At 70.8% G+C, this 24,657-nt stretch carries 20 protein-coding genes and 2 tRNA genes; 10 read left to right on the plus strand and 12 right to left on the minus strand.

Annotated features, from left to right (window positions below; translation table 11 throughout):
• Nucleotides 1-118: 118 nt before the first annotated feature.
• The 5 genes from aroA to TBR22_RS04330 all read right to left on the minus strand — a co-directional run bounded on the left by aroA (nt 119) and on the right by TBR22_RS04330 (nt 5,562).
• Nucleotides 119-1,399, minus strand: a complete 1,281-nt coding sequence (gene aroA / locus TBR22_RS04310; RefSeq protein WP_239491725.1) for a 3-phosphoshikimate 1-carboxyvinyltransferase — start codon at nt 1,397-1,399, stop codon at nt 119-121.
• A gap of 58 nt (nt 1,400-1,457) precedes the next feature.
• Nucleotides 1,458-2,996: an amidase gene (locus TBR22_RS04315; RefSeq protein WP_239491726.1), complete on the minus strand. Its 1,539-nt coding sequence runs from the start codon at nt 2,994-2,996 to the stop codon at nt 1,458-1,460.
• Nucleotides 2,997-3,180: 184 nt separating this feature from the next.
• Nucleotides 3,181-3,909, minus strand: coding sequence for a hypothetical protein (locus TBR22_RS04320; RefSeq protein WP_239491727.1), 729 nt, complete (start codon nt 3,907-3,909; stop codon nt 3,181-3,183).
• 124 nt (nt 3,910-4,033) lie between these two features.
• Nucleotides 4,034-5,062 (minus strand): hypothetical protein, encoded by a 1,029-nt coding sequence (locus TBR22_RS04325; RefSeq protein ID WP_239491728.1) that lies wholly within the window; start codon nt 5,060-5,062, stop codon nt 4,034-4,036.
• Entirely contained in the window at nt 5,059-5,562 is a 504-nt protein-coding gene (locus TBR22_RS04330; RefSeq protein ID WP_239491729.1) for a molybdenum cofactor biosynthesis protein B, read from the minus strand. Before TBR22_RS04330 ends, TBR22_RS04325 begins: the two co-directional genes overlap by 4 nt.
• Nucleotides 5,563-5,614: 52 nt before the next feature.
• Between TBR22_RS04330 and TBR22_RS04335 the strand changes: the two genes are divergently transcribed.
• Nucleotides 5,615-7,447 carry a glycoside hydrolase family 3 protein gene (locus tag TBR22_RS04335; protein ID WP_239491730.1) on the plus strand — a complete coding sequence of 611 codons (1,833 nt, stop codon included), beginning with the start codon at nt 5,615-5,617 and terminating at the stop codon, nt 7,445-7,447.
• 83 nt (nt 7,448-7,530) lie between these two features.
• Here TBR22_RS04335 and TBR22_RS04340 read toward each other — a convergent pair whose 3' ends face one another.
• The 4 genes from TBR22_RS04340 to TBR22_RS04355 form a co-directional block, all read right to left on the minus strand.
• Complete coding sequence (locus TBR22_RS04340; protein WP_239491731.1) at nt 7,531-10,284, minus strand: GH116 family glycosyl-hydrolase; 2,754 nt, start codon at nt 10,282-10,284, stop codon at nt 7,531-7,533.
• An 87-nt stretch (nt 10,285-10,371) separates the two neighbouring features.
• Nucleotides 10,372-11,586, minus strand: coding sequence for a hypothetical protein (locus TBR22_RS04345; RefSeq protein WP_239491732.1), 1,215 nt, complete (start codon nt 11,584-11,586; stop codon nt 10,372-10,374).
• Entirely contained in the window at nt 11,583-13,268 is a 1,686-nt protein-coding gene (locus TBR22_RS04350) for an adenylate/guanylate cyclase domain-containing protein (RefSeq protein ID WP_239491733.1), read from the minus strand. The genes TBR22_RS04345 and TBR22_RS04350 overlap by 4 nt, the downstream gene beginning before the upstream one ends.
• Complete coding sequence (locus tag TBR22_RS04355; RefSeq protein WP_239491734.1) at nt 13,265-13,936, minus strand: hypothetical protein; 672 nt, start codon at nt 13,934-13,936, stop codon at nt 13,265-13,267. Before TBR22_RS04355 ends, TBR22_RS04350 begins: the two co-directional genes overlap by 4 nt.
• A 237-nt stretch (nt 13,937-14,173) precedes the next feature.
• Here TBR22_RS04355 and TBR22_RS04360 point away from each other — a divergent pair, with 237 nt between their 5' ends.
• From TBR22_RS04360 to mmuM, 4 genes are all read left to right on the plus strand, one after another.
• Nucleotides 14,174-14,878, plus strand: a complete 705-nt coding sequence (locus tag TBR22_RS04360) for a carboxypeptidase-like regulatory domain-containing protein (protein ID WP_255665375.1) — start codon at nt 14,174-14,176, stop codon at nt 14,876-14,878.
• Between the two features lie 206 nt (nt 14,879-15,084).
• Nucleotides 15,085-15,498 (plus strand): Dabb family protein, encoded by a 414-nt coding sequence (locus TBR22_RS04365; protein ID WP_239491736.1) that lies wholly within the window; start codon nt 15,085-15,087, stop codon nt 15,496-15,498.
• Nucleotides 15,499-15,834: 336 nt separating this feature from the next.
• Nucleotides 15,835-16,332, plus strand: coding sequence for a hypothetical protein (locus tag TBR22_RS04370; protein ID WP_239491737.1), 498 nt, complete (start codon nt 15,835-15,837; stop codon nt 16,330-16,332).
• A gap of 13 nt (nt 16,333-16,345) precedes the next feature.
• Complete coding sequence (gene mmuM, locus TBR22_RS04375; protein ID WP_239491738.1) at nt 16,346-17,266, plus strand: homocysteine S-methyltransferase; 921 nt, start codon at nt 16,346-16,348, stop codon at nt 17,264-17,266.
• 17 nt (nt 17,267-17,283) lie between these two features.
• On the opposite strand, the gene TBR22_RS04380 is transcribed toward mmuM, so the two are convergent.
• Together TBR22_RS04380 and TBR22_RS04385 are read right to left on the minus strand one after the other, a co-directional pair.
• Nucleotides 17,284-18,243 (minus strand): alpha/beta hydrolase, encoded by a 960-nt coding sequence (locus TBR22_RS04380; RefSeq protein WP_239491739.1) that lies wholly within the window; start codon nt 18,241-18,243, stop codon nt 17,284-17,286.
• A gap of 366 nt (nt 18,244-18,609) precedes the next feature.
• A tRNA-Arg gene (locus TBR22_RS04385) sits at nt 18,610-18,686 on the minus strand.
• A gap of 335 nt (nt 18,687-19,021) precedes the next feature.
• Here TBR22_RS04385 and TBR22_RS04390 point away from each other — a divergent pair.
• Nucleotides 19,022-21,316 carry an immune inhibitor A domain-containing protein gene (locus tag TBR22_RS04390; RefSeq protein ID WP_239491740.1) on the plus strand — a complete coding sequence of 765 codons (2,295 nt, stop codon included), beginning with the start codon at nt 19,022-19,024 and terminating at the stop codon, nt 21,314-21,316.
• Between the two features lie 46 nt (nt 21,317-21,362).
• On the opposite strand, the gene TBR22_RS04395 is transcribed toward TBR22_RS04390, so the two are convergent.
• Nucleotides 21,363-21,854, minus strand: coding sequence for a response regulator (locus TBR22_RS04395; RefSeq protein WP_239491741.1), 492 nt, complete (start codon nt 21,852-21,854; stop codon nt 21,363-21,365).
• Between the two features lie 180 nt (nt 21,855-22,034).
• Between TBR22_RS04395 and tadA the strand changes: the two genes are divergently transcribed.
• The 4 genes from tadA (at nt 22,035) to TBR22_RS04415 (ending at nt 24,596) form a co-directional block, all read left to right on the plus strand.
• Nucleotides 22,035-22,505: a tRNA adenosine(34) deaminase TadA gene (gene tadA, locus TBR22_RS04400; RefSeq protein ID WP_239491742.1), complete on the plus strand. Its 471-nt coding sequence runs from the start codon at nt 22,035-22,037 to the stop codon at nt 22,503-22,505.
• A gap of 64 nt (nt 22,506-22,569) precedes the next feature.
• A complete protein-coding gene (locus tag TBR22_RS04405; RefSeq protein WP_239491743.1) occupies nt 22,570-23,166 on the plus strand; it encodes a hypothetical protein in 597 nt (198 codons plus the stop codon).
• Between the two features lie 74 nt (nt 23,167-23,240).
• A tRNA-Ser gene (locus TBR22_RS04410) sits at nt 23,241-23,331 on the plus strand.
• Nucleotides 23,332-23,915: 584 nt separating this feature from the next.
• The gene (locus TBR22_RS04415) at nt 23,916-24,596 is read left to right on the plus strand and encodes a hypothetical protein (RefSeq protein WP_239491744.1); all 681 of its coding nucleotides are present in this window, start codon (nt 23,916-23,918) and stop codon (nt 24,594-24,596) included.
• The last annotated feature ends 61 nt before the right edge of the window (nt 24,597-24,657 follow it).

Raw genomic sequence — 24,657 nt, forward strand, 5'->3', positions numbered from 1 at the left:
TGGACGTGCGTTCAGGGACGACCGAACGAGCCGGCGGAAGGGAGGACCTGCGACCGTGATGCGATGCCCGAGTGTATCCAGTGGCTTGCGCCAGGCGCAAGACGCCGTAGCCCGCGTCTCAGACGGCGGTCGCGCACACGCGCGCCAGGTCCTCGAAGTACCGCGGGTAGGTCTTCCCGGTGCACGCCGGGTTGGTGATCACGACACCCGGCACGCGCAGTCCGGCCAGCGACAGGCTCATCGCCATGCGATGGTCGTCATAGGTCTCGATGGTCGCGCCGTGCAGCGGCGCCGGCGTGATGGTGAGGCCGTCCCCGTGTTCTTCCACGAGGCCGCCCAGCTTGCGCAGCTCGCGCGCGAGGTCGCCGATCCGGTCCGTCTCCTTGTGCCGGATGTGCGCCACGCCGGTGATCCGCGTCGGTCCTTCGGCAAACAGCGCCACCACGGCGAGCGTCTGCACCGTGTCGCTGATGGCGTTCATGTCGACGTCGATGCCGCGCAGCGGCGCACCGGTCACCGCCAGTCCCGTCGTCGTCTCGGCAACACCGCAGCCCATCGCGCGCAGGCACTCGACGAATCCGACGTCGCCCTGCAGCGCCTGCGACCCGAGCCCCTCGACGGTCACCGTCCCGCCGGCGATCGCAGCGGCGCCCCAGAAGTAGCTGGCCGCGCTCGCATCGGGCTCGATGTCGTAGGCCGTGCCGCGGTAGCGGCCCGGGGCTGGCACCGTCAGGCGTCGGAGGTCGCTGCCATCCACGTCGATCCCGAAGGCGCGCATCACCCCGAGGGTCATGTGCACGTACGGCTGCGAGACCAGCGGGCCGTCCACGCGCAGGTCCACGGGGGCCGCGGCGTACGGCGCGGCCATCAGCAGGCCGCTGAGGAACTGGCTCGAGATGTCGCCGCCGACCACCGCCGTGCCGCCGTGCAGGCCGCGGGTGTCGATCACCACGGGAGGGCAGTCGCCCGGCGATTCCGCGCGGCAACTGGCGCCGAGCGCGTCGAGCGCCGCGAGCAGGTCGCCCATCGGCCGCTGCCGCATGCGCGGCACGCCGTCGAGCCGGTAGTGCCCGCCAATGGCCGCGAGCATGGCCGTCAGGAAGCGGATCGTGGTCCCGCTGTTGGCGACCCACACCTCGCCGCGGTCAACGGCGAGCTGACCCCCACAGCCCGTGATGTCGATGGTGGCGGCATCGCGGTCGACGACGAGCGCCAGCCCGAGCTGCTCGAGCGCGGCGATCATCACCCGCGTGTCCTCGCTGTCGAGCACGCCGGTCAGTCGGGAGGGGCCGTCAGCGAGGGCGGCGCAGACCAGCGCCCGGTTGGTGAGGCTCTTGGAACCTGGCGGCCGCACGCGGGCATCGAGCGGGCCGCATGGGGCGATCGCTACCGAATCCATGCCCGGTCAGTATCGCTCACCGCGGCGGCCGGGTGCTGCTCCGGCCGAGCGGCGTGGGTCAGTCGCGGTCGTCGCTCTCGGTGCGCTTGAGCGGCGGCACGGGCGTGTCGGGCGAGAGCGCCGGGCGGCGCGTGTGCCAGTCGGTGGCCGCCTCGTAGGCCCGCGCCAGGGCGAGAACGCGGCCTTCCGAGAAGCGCGGCCCCGCGATCATCAGGCCCACCGGCAGTCCCGCGGTCGTGAACCCGCACGGCACGGAGATGGCCGGGATGCCGTACACGTTGAAGTGTCCGGTGTTCTCGAGCTCGGGGTTGCGAGGCACGTCCTTCTCCTCGCGCTGGAGCGCCGCGTCCACCGTTCGGGGTGTGCGTCGTCGGGTCGGCAGCACTACCAGGTCCACGTCGGCGAAGCTGTCGTCGATCGTGCGGCGTATGAGCTCGACGGTCCAGTGGCCACGAATGTAGTCGGCAGCCCTGGCGTCCCTGTCGCCGTTGAGGTTCCGGCGCGTCGGAATCTGGTAGCGCTGGGCCATCCTCGTGAAGAGCGGCTCGTGATACGCGTACATCTCGGCGCCGAGGCTTCCAGGCGCCGCAGACGGCAGGACCACCTCGCGGGGGCTGGTCCCGGTGAGCGTCGCGATGGTCGTCAGCGCCGCGTCGACGGCCCTGGCGACGTCGGTGTCGAGGTGATCGAAGAACGGCACGCGCGCAACGCCGACGCGAAGTCCCTTCACCGACTGGCGCGCGGCAGACACGTAGTCCTCGGCGGCGTGCTCCACCGACGCGATGTCGAGGCGGTCGTACCCGGCCAGCGCCTGGAGCATCAGCGCCGCATCACCCACGGTGCGCGTCATCGGGCCGCAGTGGTCCAGCGAGAGCACCAGCGGGACGATGCCGCGGATCGACACGAGCCCGTAGGTCGGCTTGAGCCCCACGATGCCGCAGTAGGAACTCGGCGTGCGGATCGAACCGCCGGTGTCGGTGCCGAGTGCCCCGTAGCACAGTGCCGCAGCCACTGCCGCCGCCGACCCTCCCGACGACCCGCCCGGATTGCGATCGAGCGCCCAGGGGTTCCGCACGGGTCCGTAGTAGCTGGTCGCCGACGTCCCGCCGTTGGCGAACTCGTGCAGATTGAGCTTGCCCAACATGACGGCGCCGGCGGCAGTGAGGCGCCTCACGACCTCGGCATCCTCCTTCGGCACGCGATCGTCGAACACGGCGCTGGCCGCCGTCGTGCGCACGCCAGCCGTATCGATGTTGTCCTTGAGCGCCACGGGGACGCCATGCAGCGGACCGCGGAACCTGCCCGCGACCGCCTCGGTCTCGAGCACCTTCGCCTGCGCCAGCGCCGCCTCGCGCGTGACCGTGATGAAGGCGTTCAGCTTCGGGTCGTACGTGGCGATGCGATCGAGGCACGCCGCGGTGAGTTCCACGGGCGAGACCTTCCGGCTTCGTACGAGGGCCGCCGCGTCCGCGAGTGAGAGCCACGCGAGCTCGGTGGCGGCTGCTGGACGCACGATGGCCTGCCGGGCCACGAGGCGTGGCGCTGCGGCAACGGTCACCAGGGAGGCGGCAAAGGCACGCCGCGTGAGCGTAGGCATGCCAGACGTTACACCAGATGCCAGGGCGACCGGCCGATGTGGCCTGGGGGCGACCCCTGGTTGGCCGGGCCGCGCGCCCACGATCCGCCAGACCGTGCCGGCCGCGGTGTTCGCGAGCCGAAGCCTCGGTACGACCTGGCTGCGGCGTCGCTCGACTCACTCACGCTCACCTGCGCGTCACGCGTCAGGAATGCGCCCAGCTCACCTCGCCGTCCCAGTCGCCCCGACTGCGGACGACGCGCAGCCGCGTGAACGACGAGCGATCCGAGAGCAGCCCGGCGTTGTCCTCATCGAGCCGTCCGCGGTGGGTGCCGGGCTTGTACGCTGCCTGCTTCATGCCATCGTCGGAGTGCCACAGCGACCACGTGAAGCCGTCGCGTCCGTCGAAGCCGCCGCGAAACGCCGCCCGGCGCAGGTTCGAGGGCTGGGCGCCGTAGTCCTCGAGCACCGCCACCACGCCGGCGACGAACCGCAGGATGCGCGGCATCGTCTCGGCGTCGCGCGAGGCGAAGCCCGCCGAGGTGAGCACGATCAGCGGTCCGCCCGGGTCGGCCGGGGCCGCGCGGATGGCCTCGTCCTTCTGCACCTGCCCACGCCAGTTGACGGCGCCGCGATGCGCGAACGGCACGGCCAGGCAGTGCCACGAGGCGACGGCCTCGCCGAGCCAGGGCAGCGCCTCACCCGGCGCCTCGACCATCGCTTCGGCCGCCGCGCGGCTGTGCCAGATGCCGACGCCGCCCCACACGTCGCTCACCCCGGTCAGCATGCCGTCGGGACCGACGTCGTAGTGCGGCCCGAACATCCAGCAGTCGGGACCAGCCACGGTGGGGAAGACGCGCTCGCGCGACGACACCCGGTCCGGGAACCGGAGCCGATGCAGGGTGACCCAGTCGTGCCCGTCCATATTGCTCATCTGTGGACCTCGCCCGGATTCTACTCGTACTGTCGATCCACGAACCGCTAACGGCGCGGTGGTGACACCGCGCCCTACCTGTGTGAATGCGGTCCTTGAGCCCTGAGCCGTCAGCCGTCAGCCGTCAGTCGTACCGACAGACGCTGACGAGGTCCGCGAGCAGCGCGTACGCGGTGATCTCGAGCCCGCCGTCGCGCTGCGTCATCACCACGCGCCCGAGCGGCCACGTGTCGAACTCGATGGCATTGGCGGGACCGTCGAGGATCGCCAGCGGATCGTCTGCCGCCAGTTCCTCGAGCTGCACGCGCACGGACACCTCGGCCCCGTGTCCGCGGCCCGTCGCCACGAGCTTCAGCCTGCGGCCCTGCGCACGGGCGGCGCGCGCCCGCTCGCCTGCATCGGATCCCACGCCCTCGCGGACGACATCGTGCGGGGTCACGTCGGCGTCGAGCAGCACGTTGGCCAGCGCGGCGGCCTTGGCGGCCGCATCCCAGCCCTCGACGTCATGGCTCGGGTCGGCCTCGGCGATGCCGGCCTCCTGCATCCGCGCCAGCGCCGCGGCGAACGGTTCGCCGCGCTCGAGTGCCGTGAGGATCTCGTTGGTCGTGCTGTTGACCACGCCACGAAAGCCCCGGATCACGACGGCCGGCATCGTCTCGCGTACGAGGTTGAACACCGGGATGCCGTCCATCACGGCGCCCTCGAACAGGAACGAGCGGCCGGCCGCCTGCGCGGCGGCGAGCAGCGCGCGATAGGCGAATGCGACGGGCCCCTTGTTGGCGCTGATCACGTCGGCGCCATTGGCCAGCGCCGTCCGCACGTGCGCAATCGCCGGTTCGCCCGACTCGATGTCGAGCGTCGTGACCTCGACGACCACCGGCGTCACGTCACGGTGCGCCCGCAGTCGCCCGAGCACCTCGTCGAGGAACGCCACCGACGATGGCGACGCGGGCGCAACGTCGGCGAGCGCCGCGTCGATGCGGGCGGCGTCGAGTCCCGCGAGGTCGACCACGGCCCCGTGCCTGCGCGTGCTGACCGCAACGATGCGAGGGTGGATGCCGAGACGATCCAGCGCTTCACGTGACTCGTCGAGCAGCCGCACGAACCTCCGGCCGACGTGGCCGTAGCCGACCAGCACGAGGGCCGGGGTCATCGCCTCGCTTCGCGCACGAGGTGGCCCAGTTCCGGAAGCACCAGCCTCTCCATGGCCAGGCTGATCGCATTCTCCGACCCGGGGAGTGCCACGAGGATGCGGCACTGGGTGACGCCCGCGCAGGCCCGGCTCAGCATCGCCGCCGCGCCGATCTCCTGGTAGCTGAGCATGCGGAACAGTTCGCCGAAGCCGGGGAGGGGCTTGTCGAACATCGCCGCGATGGCCTCCATCGTCGTGTCGCGCCGGGCGATCCCGGTGCCGCCCGTCGTGAAGATCGCGTCCACCTCGTCGCGCGCCCGCTGCGCCTGAATCCAGCGCTGCACGGCGCTCTCGTCGTCGCGGACCAGGCCGCGCCCGACCACCTGGTGCCCGGCGCCCTCGAGCAGGGCGACCAGGCGGGCGCCGCCCGTGTCGGTCTCCACCGTGCGCGTGTCGCTGATGGTGAGGACCGCGCACCTGACGGAGGCGGGGGCAGCGGCGCGGTGTTCGGTGTGAGACATCGCCCCATTATCGCAGCGACCGCTCGCGCGACCGCCGGCGTAGGATCGCCGCATGGCTGCCCGCGCCTGCCGACCCCTGCTGCTCGCCTCGCTGCTTGCTGCCGCCCTCGCGATGGCGGGGAGCGCGCGGGAGGCGATCCCGCCGCTCGACAAGGAGGCCCGCCGTTGGGTGGACCGCACGCTGGCGGGGCTCTCCCTCGACGAGCGCGTCGGCCAGGTGCTGGCCTCGTCGTTCTTCGGCACGTACACCAGCAGCGACTCGACGACGTTCGACGCGCTGAAGGGCCTGGTTGAGGAGCAGCGGCTCGGCGGCTTCCTCGTGTTCGGCGGGCGGCTGCCGTCGCCGGGCGTGCTGCTGAACCCCACGTACCCGGTGGTCACGCTCGGCGACCCGTACGCGTCGGCGTCGATGTTCAACCGGTTGCAGGCCCTGTCGAAGGTGCCCCTGCTCAACTCCGGCGATTTCGAGACGAGCGTCGCGTTCAGGCTGGCCGGGGCCACGGCCTTTCCCCGAGCGATGGCCTTCGGCGCGGCGGGCGACGAGCGCCTGGCCTTCGAGGCCGGCCGCATCAACGCGGTGGAGTCACGCGCGCTCGGCGTGCACCTGGTGTTCGGGCCGGTTGCCGACGTCAACAACAACGCCAACAATCCGGTCATCAACACGCGGTCGTTCGGCGAGGATCCGGAGCAGGTGGCGCGGCTCGCCGCGGCGTTCGCCCGCGGCCTGCAGGCGGGAGGCGCGATCGCCACGCTCAAGCACTTCCCGGGCCACGGCGACACCGATGTCGACTCGCACCTCGGGCTGCCGCGGGTGCCGCACGACCGCCCCCGCCTCGACGCCATCGAGCTGCTGCCGTTCAGGCGCGGCATCGCCGCGGGCGTCGGCGCGGTGATGGTCGGTCACCTGGTGCTGCCGGCGATCGATCCGGCGCCCGACACGCCGAGCACGCTCAGCGCGCCGATCGTCACCGGCCTGCTGCGCAAGGAACTCGGCTTCGAGGGACTGGCCGTCACCGATTCGATGCAGATGGACGCGGTGGCTCGTGCGTTGCCGCCCGGGGAGGCCGCAGTCCGGGCCTTCGCTGCCGGCAACGACATCGTGCTGCACTCGCCCGACGACCGCGCCGCGCATGCAGCCCTCCGCGACGCCGTGGCGTCGGGCCGGATCCCGGCCACGCAGCTCGAGGCCTCCGTGCGACGCGTGCTCGAAGCCAAGGCGCGCCTGGGGCTGCACCTGAACCGCCGCGTCGATCTCGATGCCATCGCGACCATCGTCGGCACGCGGGCCCATGCCGCCGTCGCCGACGAGGTGAGCCAGCGCGCCATCACGCTGCTGCGCGACGAGCCGGCGTCGGTGCCGCTGACCCTCCCGGCGCAGGCGCAGGTGCTCTACGTGTCGGCCGTCGACACGGCGGGCAACTGGGGTGTCGCCGCGCCGGGGCGTGCGCTGCTCGCCGACCTGCGGGCGCGGGACCTGCGCGTCACGGCGGTGGAACTCTCGGACCGCACCACGCCCGGCGAGCTCGAGCTGCTCAGGGCCGCCGCGCCCCGCTACGACGCGATCGTCGTCGGCGCATTCGTGCGTGTCGCGTCAGGCACGGGCCGTGTCGATCTCGCGCCGGGCGTGGTGTCGACGATCACCGCGCTGGCGCGCACCGGTGCGGCGGCGAAGGTGCCCGTGGTCGGGGTGATCTTCGGCAGCCCCTACGCGGTGATCGGGCTGCCGACGCTGCCGTCGGTGCTGCTGACGTACGACCTCTACGATCGCGCGGAACGATCGGCGGCAGGCGCGTTGTTCGGCGAGCGCGCCATCGGCGGCAAGGTGCCGGTGATGATTCCCGGCGTGGCGAAGATCGGCGACGGCCTGACCAGACGGGCACGGTAGAGCGCGGTGCCGCGCCAGCTCAGAGGTAGGGCGGGGTGTCCCACCCCGCCGTTGGTGCGAACGGCGCGGTCGGAGCCCGGGCCCTACCTGTACGCGATCTCCACGCGGTCGCCGCCGACCAGCGGCTGCGTGCGCCCGGACGGCACCACCGCACCCTCGCCGACGCGCACGAACTCCAGGGCCAGGCGCCCCTCGTGTACCTCGAGCGTGAAGCGCCGGCGTGCGGTCCCCGGTGCCCGGTCCGCGGTGCCCGGTGCCCGCTCGCCGATGTGCATCACCCCCGACGCGTAGCCGGTGGACCACGGATAGCGGCCCGGCCGCTCCGCCACGCGCAGCAGCCTGGTCACCGCCGAGTAGTGGAAGCCGGTCAGCGCGAGGATCGCCGCCCAGCTCGCCATCGCGCGAGCGTAGTGATGGCCGCACTCGGCCTCGTCGAACGGGTTGCGTCGGCGTCCGTCGTAACGCGCCCGGATCATGCGGATGCACTGGAGGCCCTCGGCTTCGAGGCCCTCGTACAGCATCCCGACGGCGGCCGCGTACTCGAACCCGGTCATCACCTCGGTGAAGTACGGGAACGGGTTCTCGGGACGGCCCTTCGGATAGCTGGCCATCAGCAGCGCGGCGTCCTCGCCCATCGCGAACACGCGCATGTTGTTGAAGTGCGCATGCATGTCCGACCGCGCGTTGTACTTGAGGATGCTGCGCAGGGTCGTGCGCGCGTGATCGACGTCGACCAGCGAACCGAGGTCGCAGACGCGCGCCATGAACTGCCCCACGAGCTGGTCGACGAGGCAGCCCTTCGCGAGCTGGAACTCCGGCTTCGTGACGTCCTTGGCGCCCATGCCGACCTGCAGGCTCGGCGCCACCGCCGACGCGCTCGACGGCGGACGCACCTCGTGTTCGTAGTACTCGCCGTTGAACAGCTGCGTGTCGATCCACGCGCGGCCGCGCGCGTAGAGGGTGCGGCAGGTCTCCGCGAACGGCGCGTCGCCGACGTAGGTGGCCATCTCGGTCGCGGCGCGCAGGGCGCCGAGGTACCACAGGCCCATCTGCGGGTTCGGCCCGTAGTACTCGACGTCCATCGTGTTGTGCTGGCAGCCTTCCATCACGCCGTCGCGGTCGGCGTCCCAGCCACCCGGGATCCAGCAGAACTCCACGCTGCGCTTGATGGCCGGCCACAGGCGCCGCAGGTCGTCGTCGCGGCCCGAGAGCTGCCAGTCGCGATAGGCCTTCATCACGCAGCCCATCTGCCCGTCGGCGGCAGCCTTGCCGAATGCCGCGCCGCGCGACAGCGGCAGGTGCACCCGGAAGCTCATCATGCCCTGCGCGTCGATCGCCGGCCCGAACTCGACCTCGCGCATCGACCACGCAAGGTCGCCGAACAGGTACGCCGTCGCCTGCTCGTAGTTCCAGACGTGCGTGCACGAGCCGTGGCAGCAGCCCTGCGTGTCGGCGATGCCCTCCCAGCCGAACAAGGTGCCGTCAGGCGTGCGGAAGCACGTCTGCGTGCGCAGCGTGCTGACGTTGAACAGCGCGGCTTCCTTCACCTCGGGCGGCAGGTCGCTGCGGCACACGCCGTCGACGAACCGCGCGGTGCGCATCCGGAGCGCGTCGAGGCGCGGCGCCTCGCGCGCCAGTACCTCCCACGCGTCGCTCCAGCGCGTCGTGTAGTGGTTGCCGATGCGGTCGTCGCCCGACGGCGGCGTGTGCGCCGGCGTCCACGTGTAGCGGTTGGGGAAGTGCCACGCGAGGAGGAAGGTCACCGCGCGCGTCGCGCCGGCAGGCACCTCGATCGACACCGCGAGCGAACCCACCGGCGTGTTGACGTCGGGATCACCCGCGCGCTCGTCGAGGCGGCCGTCGGCCGAGAAGTCGTCCCAGAAGTCGAGCAGCGGCACGCCCCAGCGGGGGGCCACCCAGGATGTCCGTCGCGTCACGCCCGCGGTCGCCGTCGTCGCGAGCGCCAGCGTTCCCCAGGTCTCGGCGAGCGGGTCGACGCCGGCCGACGTGTAGACGAGTCCGTGCAGCCCGTCGGCGTCGCGGCTCGCGATGCGGTTGCCCTTCGCCCCGACGTACTGACGATCGCCCTTCCAGTCCTTCGTCGTCTGCGAGCCGTCGACGCCGATGAAGTTGGGCAGCGTCGCGCACACCGCCGCCGATACCTGCTCGCCGCTCGTGTTGTGCAGTTCGACGGTGATCGAGGCGAGCGGGAGTCCGCTGGCGTCGGCATCGCCGGGCACGAGTGGATTGAAGGCCTTGACGTGCACCTCGAGCGGCACGTCGTCGTCGCGCAGCACGACGCGGCCGAACGGGTAGGCGGTGGCGAACGCCGCATCGCGGAAGCGGGGCAGGTTCAGGTTCGCGCCCGGCGCGCCGTGGCTGCCCTCCCACGCATGATCGTCCACCGGGCCCTCGAGCAGCCGGCAGACGGCCGGCGACGTGCCACGCCGGGTGTAGAGCGCGAGGAAGGGCGCGGCGCCCGCGAAGGCGGGCACGAAGCCCTTGCCCGGGCGGTTCATCACCTCCCAGTCGCGCAGGTCGCCACGGCCGCCGAGTGACACGGTGCCCGTGCCGATGCCGCCGAGCGGCAGCGCGATGCGCGCCAGGTGGTGGCGGTCGTACACGCGCAGCGACGGCCACGCGTCGTCTGCGAGCAGCGCCGCGGCGCCCGGCACATCCCCAGGAGGCGGCCCGGCCTGCTCGGTCGTCGGCGCCGATGCCGCCTGCACACCCGCTGGCGCGGCCGCCGACGTCAGCCCGAGGCCGACCAGGCGCACGAAGTCGCGTCGATCCACCTGCGGCGTGCAGGTCCCGCCAGGGCAACACTCGTCAGCCATCGTGGTTTCCTCGACTCCCGACTCCCGACTCCCGACTCCCGACTCCCGACTCCCGACTCCGTGACTGCCGACGGCCGAATGCCGTCCCTAGAACGTCCAGCTCCACTGCAACGACAGCAGGTCGTCCCGCGGATCGTCGCGGCCCACCGTGCGGTTGATCATGTACTCGCCGCGGATCTCGCTGCTGCGGCCCAGGCGGTAGCCGGTGCCGAACTGGTAGCGGCTCATGTCGTAGTCCCACCGGTCGCGCACGCCCGATGACCGCGCCAGATCGCGGAACACGATCGCATTGGCGCGTGCTGCGACGAACCAGCCGGCGGCCAGCGTCGCCTGGGCTTCCACATAGCCCGAGACGTCGCGAGGCGCCTCGGCCACGCGGAAGACTTCCCAGCGGTTCACCAGCAACTCACCGCGGATCGCATGGCGTCCTCGTTCGAAGGTGGCGTCGAGGCCCCACGTCTCCTGGTCCTGCCGCGGCGCATCGACGGTCGGACGCATGTAGGCGCCTCGCGCATACGAAACGGCCACCTGCAGTTCAGGCCGCACCCGCCAGCGCACGTTGCCGACGCCCGAGAAGCCGCCCGGCGCGTCGACCCGCCAGCGATCCCAGTCACGCGGATCGGCAGATACCGCGCTGGTCGTCACCCCGCCGACGGCAGACACCGGACCACGGCCGACCGAGAGCGTGGCTCCAATCGGGTAAGGCACCGCCCACACGATGGGGAGGCCGGCGGCGCGGAACGGCGGCCGGTCCTTCCACGTGAAGACACCGTCGTTGGCCGCGGGGAACTCGGTCGCCGACATCACCGTGCGGTAGTCGTAGGCCAGCGGCGGCCGCACGAACGGGTCGGCCTTCGTGTGCGCGCGCCCGGGATAGCCGCCGAACGGCGACACGAACTTGCCGGCCTGCAGGTGGACGTTCTTGCCGGGCACCGGCGTGTAGCGGACGAACGCTTGCTGCAGGTGCAGGCGCAGCGGCCCTGCCGTGGCGGGCTGTCCGCGGTCGACGCGCACCTCGGTGGAGAAGAAGAGCCTGCGCCCGATGAACAGGTCGGTGAACAGGCTCACGCGCCCCGCGACGAAGGGACTCGTGGCGTCGAGGTGCCAGGCGGGTTCGTCCTGCGGCACCAACAGGTCGACGTCGATGCGGGCGCTCGGCACGATCTGCACGAGTCCGCCTGGCGAGTCGTAGCGCACGCCTGCCTGCTCGAGGGTCGGCAGGTCGAACACCTGTGCCGCCGTCGGCGCGGGTGCGAGCAGGGCCACCGCGATCGCCACGGCGCTGGCGGCTCGCGCGATCACGCCCGTACCTCCGCGTCGCCCGCGAGTCCGTGCACCAGGTAGGGCGTGACCGGCGTCGAGAAGCCCTTGATGGGGCGCGGCTCGAGGGCCCGCGCCACGACGTGCGGTGCGACGAGGGCGTGCGTCCGGTCGCCGATCAGCACTTCGCCGGCGCCGGCCTCCGAGCACAGGCGATTGGCAGCATTCACCGAGGCGCCAAGCACCGTGTAGTTCAGTCGCGTCGACGACCCCATGTTGCCGGCCACCGCCGGGCCGCTATTGACGCCGACGCCGATCGCGAAGGGGGTATCGCCACGGGCACGCCTGGCCTGGTCGAACGTACGGGTCACGTCGCGCAGCCGTAGCGCCGCGCGGACCGCGTGCAGTGCGTGCTGCGCGTCGGCCACCGGCGCACCGAACACGCCCATCACCATGTCGCCGACGTACTTGTCGACCACACCGCCCTCGTCGGTGATCGTCCGCGCCGCGAGCTCGAGCCACTCGTTGAGCATCGCGATCACGTCCTGCGGCGGCAGGTGCTCGGTGAGCGAGCTGAAGCCGCGCACGTCTGCAAAGAGCGTCGACACCTCCCGCGTCTCGCCGCCGAGCTGCAGGTCGCCCTTGAGCAGCTCCGCCGCGACGTCGGGCGACACCACCTTGTCGAGCACGCTGCGGTAGCGCTCCTTCAGCAGCAGCCCTTCGGTCATCTGGTTGAACGCGCCGGCCAGCGTCCCGAACTCGTCAGCGTGTGGCACGGTCACCTGGAAATCGTACTCGCCACGGCGCACCCGCGTCGTCGCCGCCACGAGCGTGCGAATCGGCTGGGTCAGTTGTGCCGACAACACCGCGCCGAGCAGCACCGCGAGCAGCAGCGCGCCTGCGGCGGCCACGAGCCCGACGCGCCTGATGCGATCGAATGGCCCGATCACTTCGTCGAGCGGCACGGCGCTCACGGCGACGGCCGGGCCGCTGCCAGCCAGCGGCGTCGCCACGATCGCGAGCCGTCGGCCGCCGTGGGTCAGAAACGTCGGCACCTCCACCTTCGCCGCGCTCACCAGCGCCATGGCGAGCGCGGCGTCCTTGGCGCCCGGGCTCGCGGCCAGGCACCGCCCGGCCGCAAAGCAGACGTCGGCCTCCACGATCGCCGCGAGCCGCGTCGCGACCTCGTCGTCCACGGCGAAGCCGAGCGTGAGGCTCCCGACCTGGCTGTCAAACAGCGTCAGCGCTTCGGTGATGACCATGAAGAGGCGGCCGGCGACGATACGGTAGGCGCCGGCGGCATCCCCGGAGACGGGGGCCGGGCGTGACCGATCCGCGTCGACAGGCGCCGAGTCGAGCAGCGTGAGCACGGGCGTGCCCTGCGCGTCGCTGAACTGCACCAGCCCTTCGCGCAGCTCGGCGAGCGCCAGCTCGTACTGGACCTGCTCGACGAATTCGCGTCGATCGCCGCCGGACACGACCGCGTCGAGCGCCGCGGCGATGCGGATCGAACTCGTCAGGCGGCGCGCCACGCGCGTGAGCTCCGCACGGCGCAGCCGTTCGACTTCGGCCAGGGCCCGTCGCGTCCGGTCGGCCGTGTGGGCGGCCACGCGGTCCACCTGCCGCTGGGTCTGGTGGCCGACGACGAGGAAGCTGGCGAGGCCGAGGAGGCCGACGCTGCCGACGAGCGCGGCGAGCAGCCGGCCGCGGAAACTGATGGTCACGGCGCGAGGGCGACGCGCGCCGCCCCGCCCTGGGGTACATCCACGACGGCCTGCGCGCGCCGATCGAAGGTCTCGAGCACCAGGGTGTAGCGTCCCGCCGGCACGCCGTCGAGCCTGACACGGCCGCTGGCCTCGACCACCGCGTAGTACGGGTTGTCGACGACGAGGACGCCGGCGCGCATCCACTTGTGGACCTCGCACAGCACCTTCACGTACCCGGGCTTGTCGAAGGTGACCGTCTTGGATTCGCCTCGCGGATAGCGCCCGAGGTCGAAGCGTTTGGGGCGCGAGTACGAGAAGACGTTGTGGAACAGGTTGTCGCCGTTCGGGAAGCCGACGCGCGCCCCGACGGGGACCACCAGAAGTGGCGGACGGAAGGCCTCGCCACGCTGCGCGAGCTCGAGGCCCGACGGGCGCGCCTCGGGCGCGCCCGCGACCGGTCCGGCGATGTAGACCACGGCGGGCACGTCCTGTGTGCTGCGGGCCTCGCCGGTCGAGGAGACGTAGCGGTCGGCCTGCCGCGCCGGGGGGTGTGAGGGCAGGGTGACGTCGACGTCGATGGCGCCTGCGCCGCGATCCTGTTGCGCGAGCGAGGGGGCAGGAGCCGCCAGCGTGCACGCCAGGGCCAGCAACAGGTGGAGCCGGAACAGGACCATGACGGGAGGCATCACGCGACGTGCGGTGATGCTATCAGGTCGTCCGCGAGGCGTGCCCACCCCGGTGGCGGTGCTGGAGATGAGGCGAGACGAGGCGCCGTGCGCCGATGGCGACACGGCGCGGTGGCGGCCGGACCTCCACAGGACTGTCGGGCGATGGCAACGCGCCGAGGCTGACTCGGCCGCGGCGACAACGGCCCAGCCGAGTTGCAGATCACGCGCTCGCTTTTCGCCTCTCTCACCATGGTGATGTGGCAGGCGTTCTCCGTCGTTCGAGTCGTCGTTGTCCTGGCCGGGGTGGCTGCAACGGCGTGTGGTGGCTCCGATGGGCGCGCGCCCCTGGCGCCGACGCCGGCGGCGCCGGTGGCGACACGGCAGGTCGTCGGAACGGTCGTCGACACGGACAACCGGCCGGTTGGCGGGGCTCGCGTGTCTCACGGGCTGAACAGTGCCGAGTCGGACCCTGATGGACGATTCTCGCTGGTGCTGCCGGTCGGCGCGTCGGTGTTCGTGACCGTCGACGCCTCCGGCTTCGAATCACGCCGATGGGGTCTGGGTGCGTCACCCGACGCGGACCTGCGGCTCCCGATTGCGCGGCGGGTGGTCATCACGCCCGGTGAGACGCTCGCCGTCTCGCTGACGACCGATGACCTGCCCTATTACGTCGGCGAGGTCTACGAAAGCGACTACTGCCGTCCGTGCAAGCTGATTCGCGTCGGCGGCGAGGCCGGCAGTGCGCAGTCGCCCAGACGGGTGCACGTGCGCTGGGACGGGGAGGTCGCCCTCGGGATGTGGGCCTCGGACGGCTTCGCTGGAATTGCCGCAGAGGTCGTCGGTCCACGCCACCTCTCCGTGTGGACGGTCGGTGCCGGAGACAGTCGTCTCCTCTACGTCGGCGTGCCATTCCGGAACACACTCGCCCAGCCGACCACGTTCTCGCTGACCGTCGAGTAGAGAAGACATGGCGATCGCACTTCAGGTCGATGGCCGCGGTCGCGAAGCCGTCCCGCCTTGCGGAAACTCGACACGCTGGCACTGGCCGCGAATCGGGTCGGACCTGGTGCCGTCGCGGAAGCAGGCTCATTCCGAGCAGTGCGCCGATGCCATCAGGTCGGAGCCGGCGGCACGCTCCCGCGGCCGCATCCGCATAGAATGCGCCGATGCCCAGACTCTCTGCCGTCATCCTCACCGTGTGCGCGCTTGGTGCCGTGACCCTCGGTCCCCTCACCTGCCCCACCGCGGCCCAGGCGCCCGCCCAGGCCGTCCGCCACGTCGTCGTCTTCAAGTACAAGCCCGAGGCCACGCCGGCGCAGATCCAGCAGATCACCGACGCATTCCGCGCGCTGTCGAAGAGCATCCCCGGCATCACCGGGTTCGAGGATGGCGTGAACAACAGCCCGGAGGGACTGAACCAGGGCTTCACGCACGTCTATCAGCTGACCTTCAAGGATGCCGCGGCACGCGACGCCTACCTGCCGCATCCCGAGCACAAGAAGTTCGGACAACTGCTCGGCGCGAGCGGCATCTTCGTGAGCGCGTTCGTCGTGGACTACTCGCCGCACGTCACGCGGTGAGAGCGTGGCGGCCATGACACAGGGCCGCGCATGTCGTCTGCGTTGCCGTTGCGTAGCGTGATGTCAGCATCCGGGTGGAGTCGCGTCACCCGCGGCTCCCGGCAACCTGGGACGGACACCCAAGGTGCCAGAATCGTCCTCGAACTCCTCGTGCCTGATGCCCTCGCGCCGGAGCGCGTGCTGCGGTTTGTGCGCGACGTCCCGGCCTCGGTGACCGTCGACGTGAACGTCGACGGCCACGACCAGCGGTAGTGACTGCCTGCCCATGACACGCGTCGCGCCTGTCGGGGCCTGCGGCAGCCTGGGGCCGACACCAGGCCTCGAGCCGGGGCAGCGGTGGCGGAGAAGAACGGCTATCTCTATCTGCTCGGCGGCGAGGACGGCTTCCTGTGCACCTTCGGGCCGCAGGGACCGGTGTGCCCCTGCTTCAACGTCTGGCGATCGGCGGATGGCGCCACCTGGGAATTGGTGACGCCCGCGGCGGGCTGGAGCCCACGCCCGGGCCACCAGTGCCAGGTGCTCTTCGACACGTTCCTCTGCTTCGGCGGCTTCGGCTTCCCGACCAATCCGTTCGTGCCCGCGCACCCACGCGATTTGTGGGAGAGCCGCGACGGCGCCACGTGGACGCTGGTCAGCGAGTCACCGTGGAACGCCGATGGGCCCGAGGACGTGAAGTACGACTTCGATTCGCTGGTGGTCCGCGGCGGGCAGGGTGGGATGCGCCCGTCGATCTTCACGTTCGGGGGCGATCGCGAGGCGTCGTTCGCCGCGCCCGATCCGGCCCTGGTGGACGACGATGTCTGGAGCTTCTCACCGGCCCCCAAGCGGCGATAGTGAGCAATTGCCGATGTTGCACCCGGGAACGCGTCTGACGGTCCTCGACGGCGGCCTCGCGACCGAGCTCGAAGCCCGCGGCTTCGACCTCGCCGATGCGCTCTGGTCGGCCCGGCTTCTCGCCGACGCCCCAGACGCCATCGAGGCCGTCCACCTCGACTACTTCGAGGCCGGCGCCGACATCGCCATCACCGCCAGTTACCAGGCGAGTGACGACGGGTTCGCCGCATGCGGGTACTCGCGCGAGGACACCAGAGCCCTCCTGCAACGCTCGGTCGCGTTGGCACGCTCGGCGCGCGACCGATTCCACGCCCGCCACCGCGAGTCCGGACGGACGCTGCGTGTCGCCGCCTCCATCGGGCCGTATGGAGCCACCCTCCACGACGGATCGGAGTATCGCGGTGACTACGGGCTGGACGAAGACGCGCTCGCGGCGTTTCACCGTCCGCGGCTGGCCACGCTCCTCGGGGCCGCACCGGACCTGCTCGCCTGCGAGACCATTCCATCCCTGCTCGAGGCGCGGGCCATCGTCGGCGTGTTGCACGAGCACGCGTCTGCCCGGGCATGGGTCACCTTCACCTGTCGCGACGGCGCGCACACGTCCGCCGGTGACGCGATCGCGGACTGCGCGCGGTTTCTCGACGCAGAACCACAGGTGGTCGCGATCGGGGTCAACTGCGTGGACCCGGCTCTGGTGACCGCCCTCGTGCGCACCATCGCCATGGCCACCGCCAAGCCGATCGTCGTCTACCCGAACTCCGGGGAGGTGTGGAACGCTCGTGCCCACCGGTGGGAGGGCACTGCCACCCGCTTCACCACGGATCTGGACGAGTGGATCGACGCCGGGGCATCGTGGCTCGGCGGGTGCTGCCGCACCACACCCGCGGATATCCGGAGGGTCCGCGAGGTCGTCGACGCGCGCACCAACGCCTGACGCCCGCGCGCCGGACGCTAGCGTGCCGGTGTCGCGAGCGCCTGGAGCCATAGCTTCAGGCTGGTGGTCCACGACGCCACGTGCGCGTTGTCGAGAGCCAGGCCAAAGCCGTGCCCCCCTTCCGAGAGCACATGCAGTTCGGCAGGGACGCGCGCCCGCCGGAGTGCCTTGTACATCAGCAGGGAGTTGTCCACTGGCACGGCCGTGTCGTCGCTGGCGTGTACCAGGAACGTCGGTGGCGTCTCGCTCGTCACCTGCAGCTCGTTCGAGTAGTAGGCGACCCGGTCGGGTGGGGGAGCGTCGCCGAGCAGGTTCTTCCGCGAGCCCGTGTGCGCCGCGGCATCCACGAACGAGATGACGGGATACATCAGGATCATGAAGTCCGGCCGGGAGCTGAGCCGGTCGACCGGGTCCGCCGCTGTGGCGTCTCCGTTGTCGAAGTGGGTGCCCAGCGTCGACGCCAGATGGCCGCCCGCCGAGAACCCCATGATGCCGATGCGGGCGGGGTCGATGTTCCACTGGGCCGCGCGGGATCGAACCAGGCGCATGGCGCGCGTCGCATCGAGCAGCGGCGTCTTGTGCGGCTCCACGCTGCCGTCCGTGGACGGTAGCCTGTACTTCAGGACGACACCCGCCACCCCGATGGCGTTGAGAGACCGGGCGATGTCGGTCCCCTCGAGGTCATAGGCCAGCCCGCCATAGCCGCCGCCCGGGCAGATGATCACGGCCTGGCCGGTGGCGAACTTCCTGGTCGGCAGGAACACGGCGATCTGCGGATCGCGCACGTTGGTGATCCACGTGATGTCGCGAGCCTCGACCCGCTCTGTCGCCGTGGTGGGCCTGGCGTTCGGCATCGTGCGGTCGTAGAGCGGGAGCACATGTTCCTGTGCCTGCGCCTGCTGGCTCGTTCCGGCCAAGCACCCGATGGCGACCAACAGGAACGCACGCGTCACGGCCTCGCGGGTGCTTCGGGACATGGGGCCGGAGCCTAGCCGCTCCCCCAGGGGACGTCAAGACGACGGGCCGCCGTCCGACCCGGATACCTCCCGCCGAGATGGGGCGACTTCCGAGAGGAATCACCCCGCCGTCCTTGCTTGTCGAGGCCCAGGCGGTCTTGCCAGACGTGGAAGCTGTGGCGCGCGGCGACTAGCGACTCCTCCGTGTCCGTCGACGTGAACGTCGACGGCCACGAACCGGCGGTGGCTGCGTGGTGGTGGCGGAGCTGAGGGGAGCCGAGGCGCGCAGCGCCGATGGCGACAACGGCCCTGCGGCGAGCGAAGCATCACTGACCGTCGCCCAAGGGCGACGGCTACAGGGGGCACTACGACGAACGGAGTGAGGAGTGGTGCGCCCTGCACGATTCGAACGTGCGACCTCCTGGTTCGTAGCCAGACGCTCTATCCAGCTGAGCTAAGGGCGCTTCCGGGCTGATGCTCGGGCCTGTCGGTGAGGCCGACGCGCCGAGCACAGAATTCGGAGTCTACCACAACCTTCCTCGGCGACGGAACCCACCGGGGCCGCGCTGATGCATGCCCGCCACGCCCGTTCGATCCGGCCGCGGCCGTCGTTGACCAAGCATCGACCACCGACGCAGGCGGCCCCGCGCCCGCCGGGACTCCATCCGCCCCGGCCGGTGCCGGTGCGCATGCGCCAGGAGCTCGGCGGCAGGTGCGCGACGCCGAGCCCCGGCGTTCCGACCGTTTCCTCTCCCGGCCGCCACGCCCGATGCTCCCCTCGCGCGTTCGGGAGTGCCTCATGAAGCCCACCACGACGATCGCCACGCTGGCGTTCGCCCTCCTCCTCGCCTCGCCGCCGCTGGCGCTGGCGCAGGCCCCCGCGCAGGATGGCGCCGACCTGGCCGCCATCCCGGCAGGCAAGTCCGATAGCCCCGCCCATCCGCTCGGCACCGTGCAGCGTCAGCTCCGCACCCGCGGCTTGCAGGCCCGCCTCGCCGGCAAGGCCCGCGGCAAGATATACAAGGTGGCCAAGGGCCAGTTCGTGGAACTCGCCCGCCAGGGGGAGGACACGATTTGGACCGTCCTCGGCCAGTTCGGCACGTCGATCAACCCCTCCTATGGCGGCACGCCGGGGCCCGTGCGCAACCAGATCCCCCAGCCCGACCGCACGGTGGACAACACCAGCATCTGGGCGGCCGACTTCTCGCAGGCCTACTACACGAACCTGCTGTTCTCCGGGGCGCCCGGCGCAATCTCGATGCGCAACTTCTACATCGAGCAGTCGTCGAACCGGTACACGGTCAACGGCGGGGTCGAGGACTGGGTCACCGTGCCGTTCAACGAGGCCAACTACGGGTCGAACTACTGCGGCGGGATCGTCTGCGCCCGCACCTGGCTCTTCGTGCGCGACACGGTGAACGCCTGGTACAACGCGCAGATCGCCGCCGGCAAGTCGCCGGCGGACATCGAGGCGTCGCTGGCCAGGTACGACGTCTGGGACCGCTACGACTACGACGGCGACGGCAACTTCAACGAGCCCGACGGGTACATCGACCACTTCCAGGCGGTGCACGCGGGTGAAGGCGAGGAAACCGGTGGCGGTGCCCAGGGCACCGACGCCATCTGGAGCCATCGCTGGTACGCCTTTTACAACAACATCGGCTTCACCGGCCCGGCGTTCAACAAGCTGGGGGGAGTCAAGGTGGGCGGCACCAACCTCTGGATCGGCGACTACACGGTCGAGCCCGAGAACGGCGGCGTCGGCGTGTTCGCGCACGAGTTCGGCCACGACCTCGGCCTGCCCGACCTCTACGACACCAGCGGCAACACGGGCGGCGCCGAGAACTCGACGGGATTCTGGACGCTGTACTCGAGCGGCTCATACGGCAGCACGGGCCAGGCCGCGGAGGGGATCGGCTCGAAGCCGATTCCGATGAGCGCGTACGAGAAGATCTTCCTGAACTGGTCCAACTACGAACTGCTCGGCCCGGGGCAGAGCAAGAGCGTGAAGCTCGGCCCGGCCATGGCGAACACCAAGCAGGCGCAGCAACTCATCGTGCTCCTGCCGGAGAAGAAGATCGAGACCGCGCTCTATCCGCCGTACGCCGGCAGCGCGTTCTACACCTCGGGCAACGGCAACGGCCTCGACAACAGCATGACGCGGCAGGTCACCCTGCCGACCGGCGCCCCGTTGCTCACCGCGAAGGTGCGCTACGAGATCGAACAGGACTGGGACTACGCCTACGTGACCGTGAACGGCAACGCGGTGGCCACCAGCCGCTCGGTGAACACCAACCCCAACGGCCAGAACTTCGGCAATGGCATCACCGGCTCGTCTGGTGGCGCCTGGGTCGACCTGGTTGCCGACCTCTCGGCCTTCAGCGGCCAGTCCGTGACGATCGGGTTCCGCTACTGGACCGACGGCGCAGTCGTCGAGACTGGCTTCAGCGTCGACGATCTCAACATCACCGGCCAGGCCCCCGATGGCGCCGAGACCGATGCCGGCTGGACGTTCAATGGCTTCAGCACGACCGGCGGCGTGACGTCGCAGAGCTTCTTCAACGCCTACTTCGCCGAGTACCGCACCTACCGCGGCTACGACGATGGGCTGCGGACCGGCCCGTACAACTTCGGCTTCCCGACGACGCCCAACTGGGTGGAGCACTACCCGTACCAGGACGGCCTGCTCGTCTGGTACTACGACACGTCGTTTGCCGACAACAACGTCGGCGATTACTGCCTGGCGGGGCGCTGTGGCGGACTCGTGCTGCCGGTCGATGCTCATCCGGAGCTCATGGTCCGTCCCGATAACGGGCGCGTCTGGCGGCCACGGTTCCAGGCCTTCGACTCGACGTTCGGCGTCGAGCCTACCGACAAGGTCTGCCTGCACGCCAGCGGCGTCGAGCAGTGCTACGGCGGGCTGCCGGCCAACCCCGTGTTCGACGACAGCCAGAGCTACTGGGTGGCGCCCAATCCGGCCATCGGCAACTTCGGGTGGGCGAGCGTGGCGGTGCCCAACACGGGCACGACAATCCGCGTGACGAGCGTCTCGGCGCTCGGCAACCTGATGCAGGTGATCGTCAACCAGCGGTGAGATGACGTACGGCCGGCTGCCCCGATGCGGGCAGTCGGCCCTGATCTCAGTCGCGCCCGGGCGACTCGCCGTCGAGCACCCTGTGGACGGCCTCGAGCAGCGTCGTCGGCGTGAAAGGCTTCCGCAGCAGCGGCGCCCCCGGCGGCACCACCAAGCCCGGCCCCATCGTGTCGCCCAGGTATCCCGACATGAACAGCACGCGCAGGCCTGGCCGCCGCGCGGCGAGTTCGCTGGCCAGTTGCGGCCCCGTGAGCCCCGGCATCACCACGTCGGTGAGCAACAGATCCAGGGTATCCAGTCGCTCCGCGACAGCGAGGCCGTCGGCGCCGTCGGTTGCCGGGTACACGCGGTAGCCGTGTTGCTCGAGGATCATCCGCGCCAGGACGCGGACCGGTTCCTGGTCCTCCGCCAGCAGGATGGTGTGACGCCCGGGAGCGCCGACGACAGGCGCCTGTCCACGCCCGGCTTCGGACGCTGCGGGATGATCACCATGGGATGCGCCGCTGACGGCGGAGGTCGAGCGACCTGCAACGAGCAATGGATCCTCCGGATCGCGGACGGGCCTTCCCGGCGCGCGCCAGCAAGGGCAATCATGGGGGAGGTCACGCCGTTCTAGCACACCTGCGCGTCGGCGCAAATAGGTACATGCGCTTGGAAAGAGGTTCCCGGCCACTTACGGGTGAGCTACGGCGTGGCCCTGCGGCACAATGAACAGCCGATGGCCGAGCCACACGGAGTCGCACTTGCCGACGAGTCGCACATGCGCGAGGCCCTGCGCCTGGCCGGCCATGCCGCGTCCCTTGGCGAGGTCCCGGTGGGCGCGGTCGTGGTGCTCGACGGCCTGGTGATCGGGCGCGGGTACAACCGGCCGATCAGCGGCGTCGATCCCACCGCGCACGCCGAGATCGTCGCCCTGCGCCAGGCGGCGGCCTACCTGGGCAACTATCGCCTGACGGGCGCGCAACTCTACGTGACCGTCGAGCCGTGCACCATGTGCGCGGGAGCGCTGGTCCATGCGCGGATTGCACGGCTCGTCTTCGGCACGCGCGAGCCGCGTGCCGGGGCCGTCGTGTCCACTGCGCAGGTGCTCGCTTCGCCGCACGTGAACCATCGCGTCGAGGTGGCCGAGGGCGTGCTGGCCGAGCAGGCACAGCAGGTCATGCAGGCGTTCTTCCGCGCCCGGCGATAGATGCCATGGCGCCGACTCACCCGAGGACCGGCGTGCGGGGCACGCGCCTTGCTCTGTCCAGGGCATGACGCGCATCCTCCGCCCCCACGTTTCGCCACTCACCCTCGCCATGGCCGGGCTGCTGCTCGCAGCCGGCTGTCGTGACCACGTCGACCAGAGCAAGGACAGTCCATCCACCGCTGCCGGTGCCAGCCAGGCCCGCGACGGGTCGGGTCCGTCGATTGGGCAAGCCGCCGGCGCCGACGAGGCGCATGGAGCGGCCAACGGCCCGGAAGTCAGTATCACGGGGTGCCTGACGTCGAGCCTCGAGGGCCGCAGTTATGCGCTGACGCCCACTGACACGCGCACGACGCCGGCCGAGCGCGCCATGCAGGTGCCCGGGCGCGACACGCTGACGTACGAGCTGGTCGGCGACGCCGAGCTGTTCCGGCCGCACGCCAACACGGTGGTCACGGCGCGGGGTCGTGAGGACGCGTCGGTGCGGCGCGACGCCGAGGTGGAGCGGGAGGACGAGACCGAACAGCGTCCGGCGGCGGGCATGAAGGACACGCCCACGGTCGAGACCAAGGAGGAGGTGGACGTCAACGTGCGGCGGTTGCACGTGACGACAGTCGTCGCAACCGGCAACACGTGCCCGTCGATGGGCGGAACGGGGCGGTAGGCCGGCGAGATGTCGGCGGAGACGCGGTGGTCCTGGCCGTGCTGGTCGTGGTAGACTTCAGGGTCTTGCCGCGCGGAGAGGTACCGAAGCGGTCATAACGGGGGCGCCTCGAAAGCGTCTAGACGGGAAACCGTCACGTGGGTTCGAATCCCACCCTCTCCGCCAACTCCTTCCCTTCGGTCAGTCGTTGTCGTCGAGGCTGTGTTCAGGCCAGCCGCGGCATCGCTGCGCGACGCCGCGAGCGGGCTCGAATCCCACCCTCTCCGCCAACTCCTTCCCTTCGGTCAGTCGTTGTCGTCGAGGCTGTGTTCAGGCCAGCCGCGGCATCGCTGCGCGACGCCGCGAGCGGGCTCGAATCCCACCCCTCTGGTTCGTGAGTGGCTCGGGCTTGTCGCCATTGGCGCTTCGCGCCTCGGCTCCCACCCTTTCCCTCACCGATCCGCGGCAAGACGCCGTTCCTCTGCCGCTGGGTTCGTGAGGGTCGGTGCTGCGTCGCCATTGCCGCTTCGCGCCTCGGCTCCCACCCTTTCCCTCACCATCACGCGGGGAACGCCGAGCCGCGGCTTGCGTCGAGGGTCTTCTGCTGCTGACGGCAGGGGCGATGCTGTATCGTCTCTCGACGTGGCTGGCTCCCCAAGCCGACCAGGACTGCGAACGCCGCCATCGACGCGGTTCGGCAACATGTGCGCCGAACACGAGCGGCGCCTGATCGCCTCAACGACGGCGGTGCTCGCCGCCCTGGTGCGCCGATGATCCCCACACCCGACGATGCGCAGGCCGTCATCGTGTTCGGCCCGACTGGTACCGCGGGTGCCGGTGCGGTCGATGCCTGCCTTTCGGACCCGACGATCACGGAAGTGCGGGCGGTCACGCGTCGACCACTGGGCGTGTCCCACCCCAGGCTGCGCGAAGTGCGGTGTGCCGACTTCGCCCGCCTCGACGACATCGCATCGCACTTTGCCGGCGTCCTGGGCTGCCTCTTCTGTCTCGGCACGTCGGTGAGAAACGTCAGGGACGAGGACGAGTACCGCCATATCCATGTGATCTATGCGCTGGCCGCGGCGCGTGCCCTCCGTGCCACGAGCAACGACGCGGCCTTCATCTATCTCTCCGGCGCGGGCGCACACCGGACGTCGCGCATGATGTGGGCCCGTGTGAAGGCCGAGGCGGAAGACCGCCTCGCCGACGTTGGACCGGGGCGACACGCCAACGTTCGACCAGCCGCCATCCTCCCGATGCATCCGACAGGTCTCGAGCGGCTGCTGCTGGCGCCACTGGTGCGGGCGATCCCGGCGCTGGGCATCCCGTCGCGCGATCTGGGTCGCGCCATGCTGCGCCTGGCTGTGACGCGCGACTGGACGGGCACGCGCACGCTGGAGAATCGGGAGCTGCGCGCGCTCGCGCGCGCAGCGGCAGTGCCGCCGCCATGACGAGATTCTCAGCGCCGGTAGCACCGCCAGACGCGCGGACGAGCCCTACAAGCGAAGCGTC

The organism is Luteitalea sp. TBR-22 (assembly GCF_016865485.1).
In the GTDB taxonomy this organism is placed as follows: Bacteria; Acidobacteriota; Vicinamibacteria; order Vicinamibacterales; family Vicinamibacteraceae; genus Luteitalea.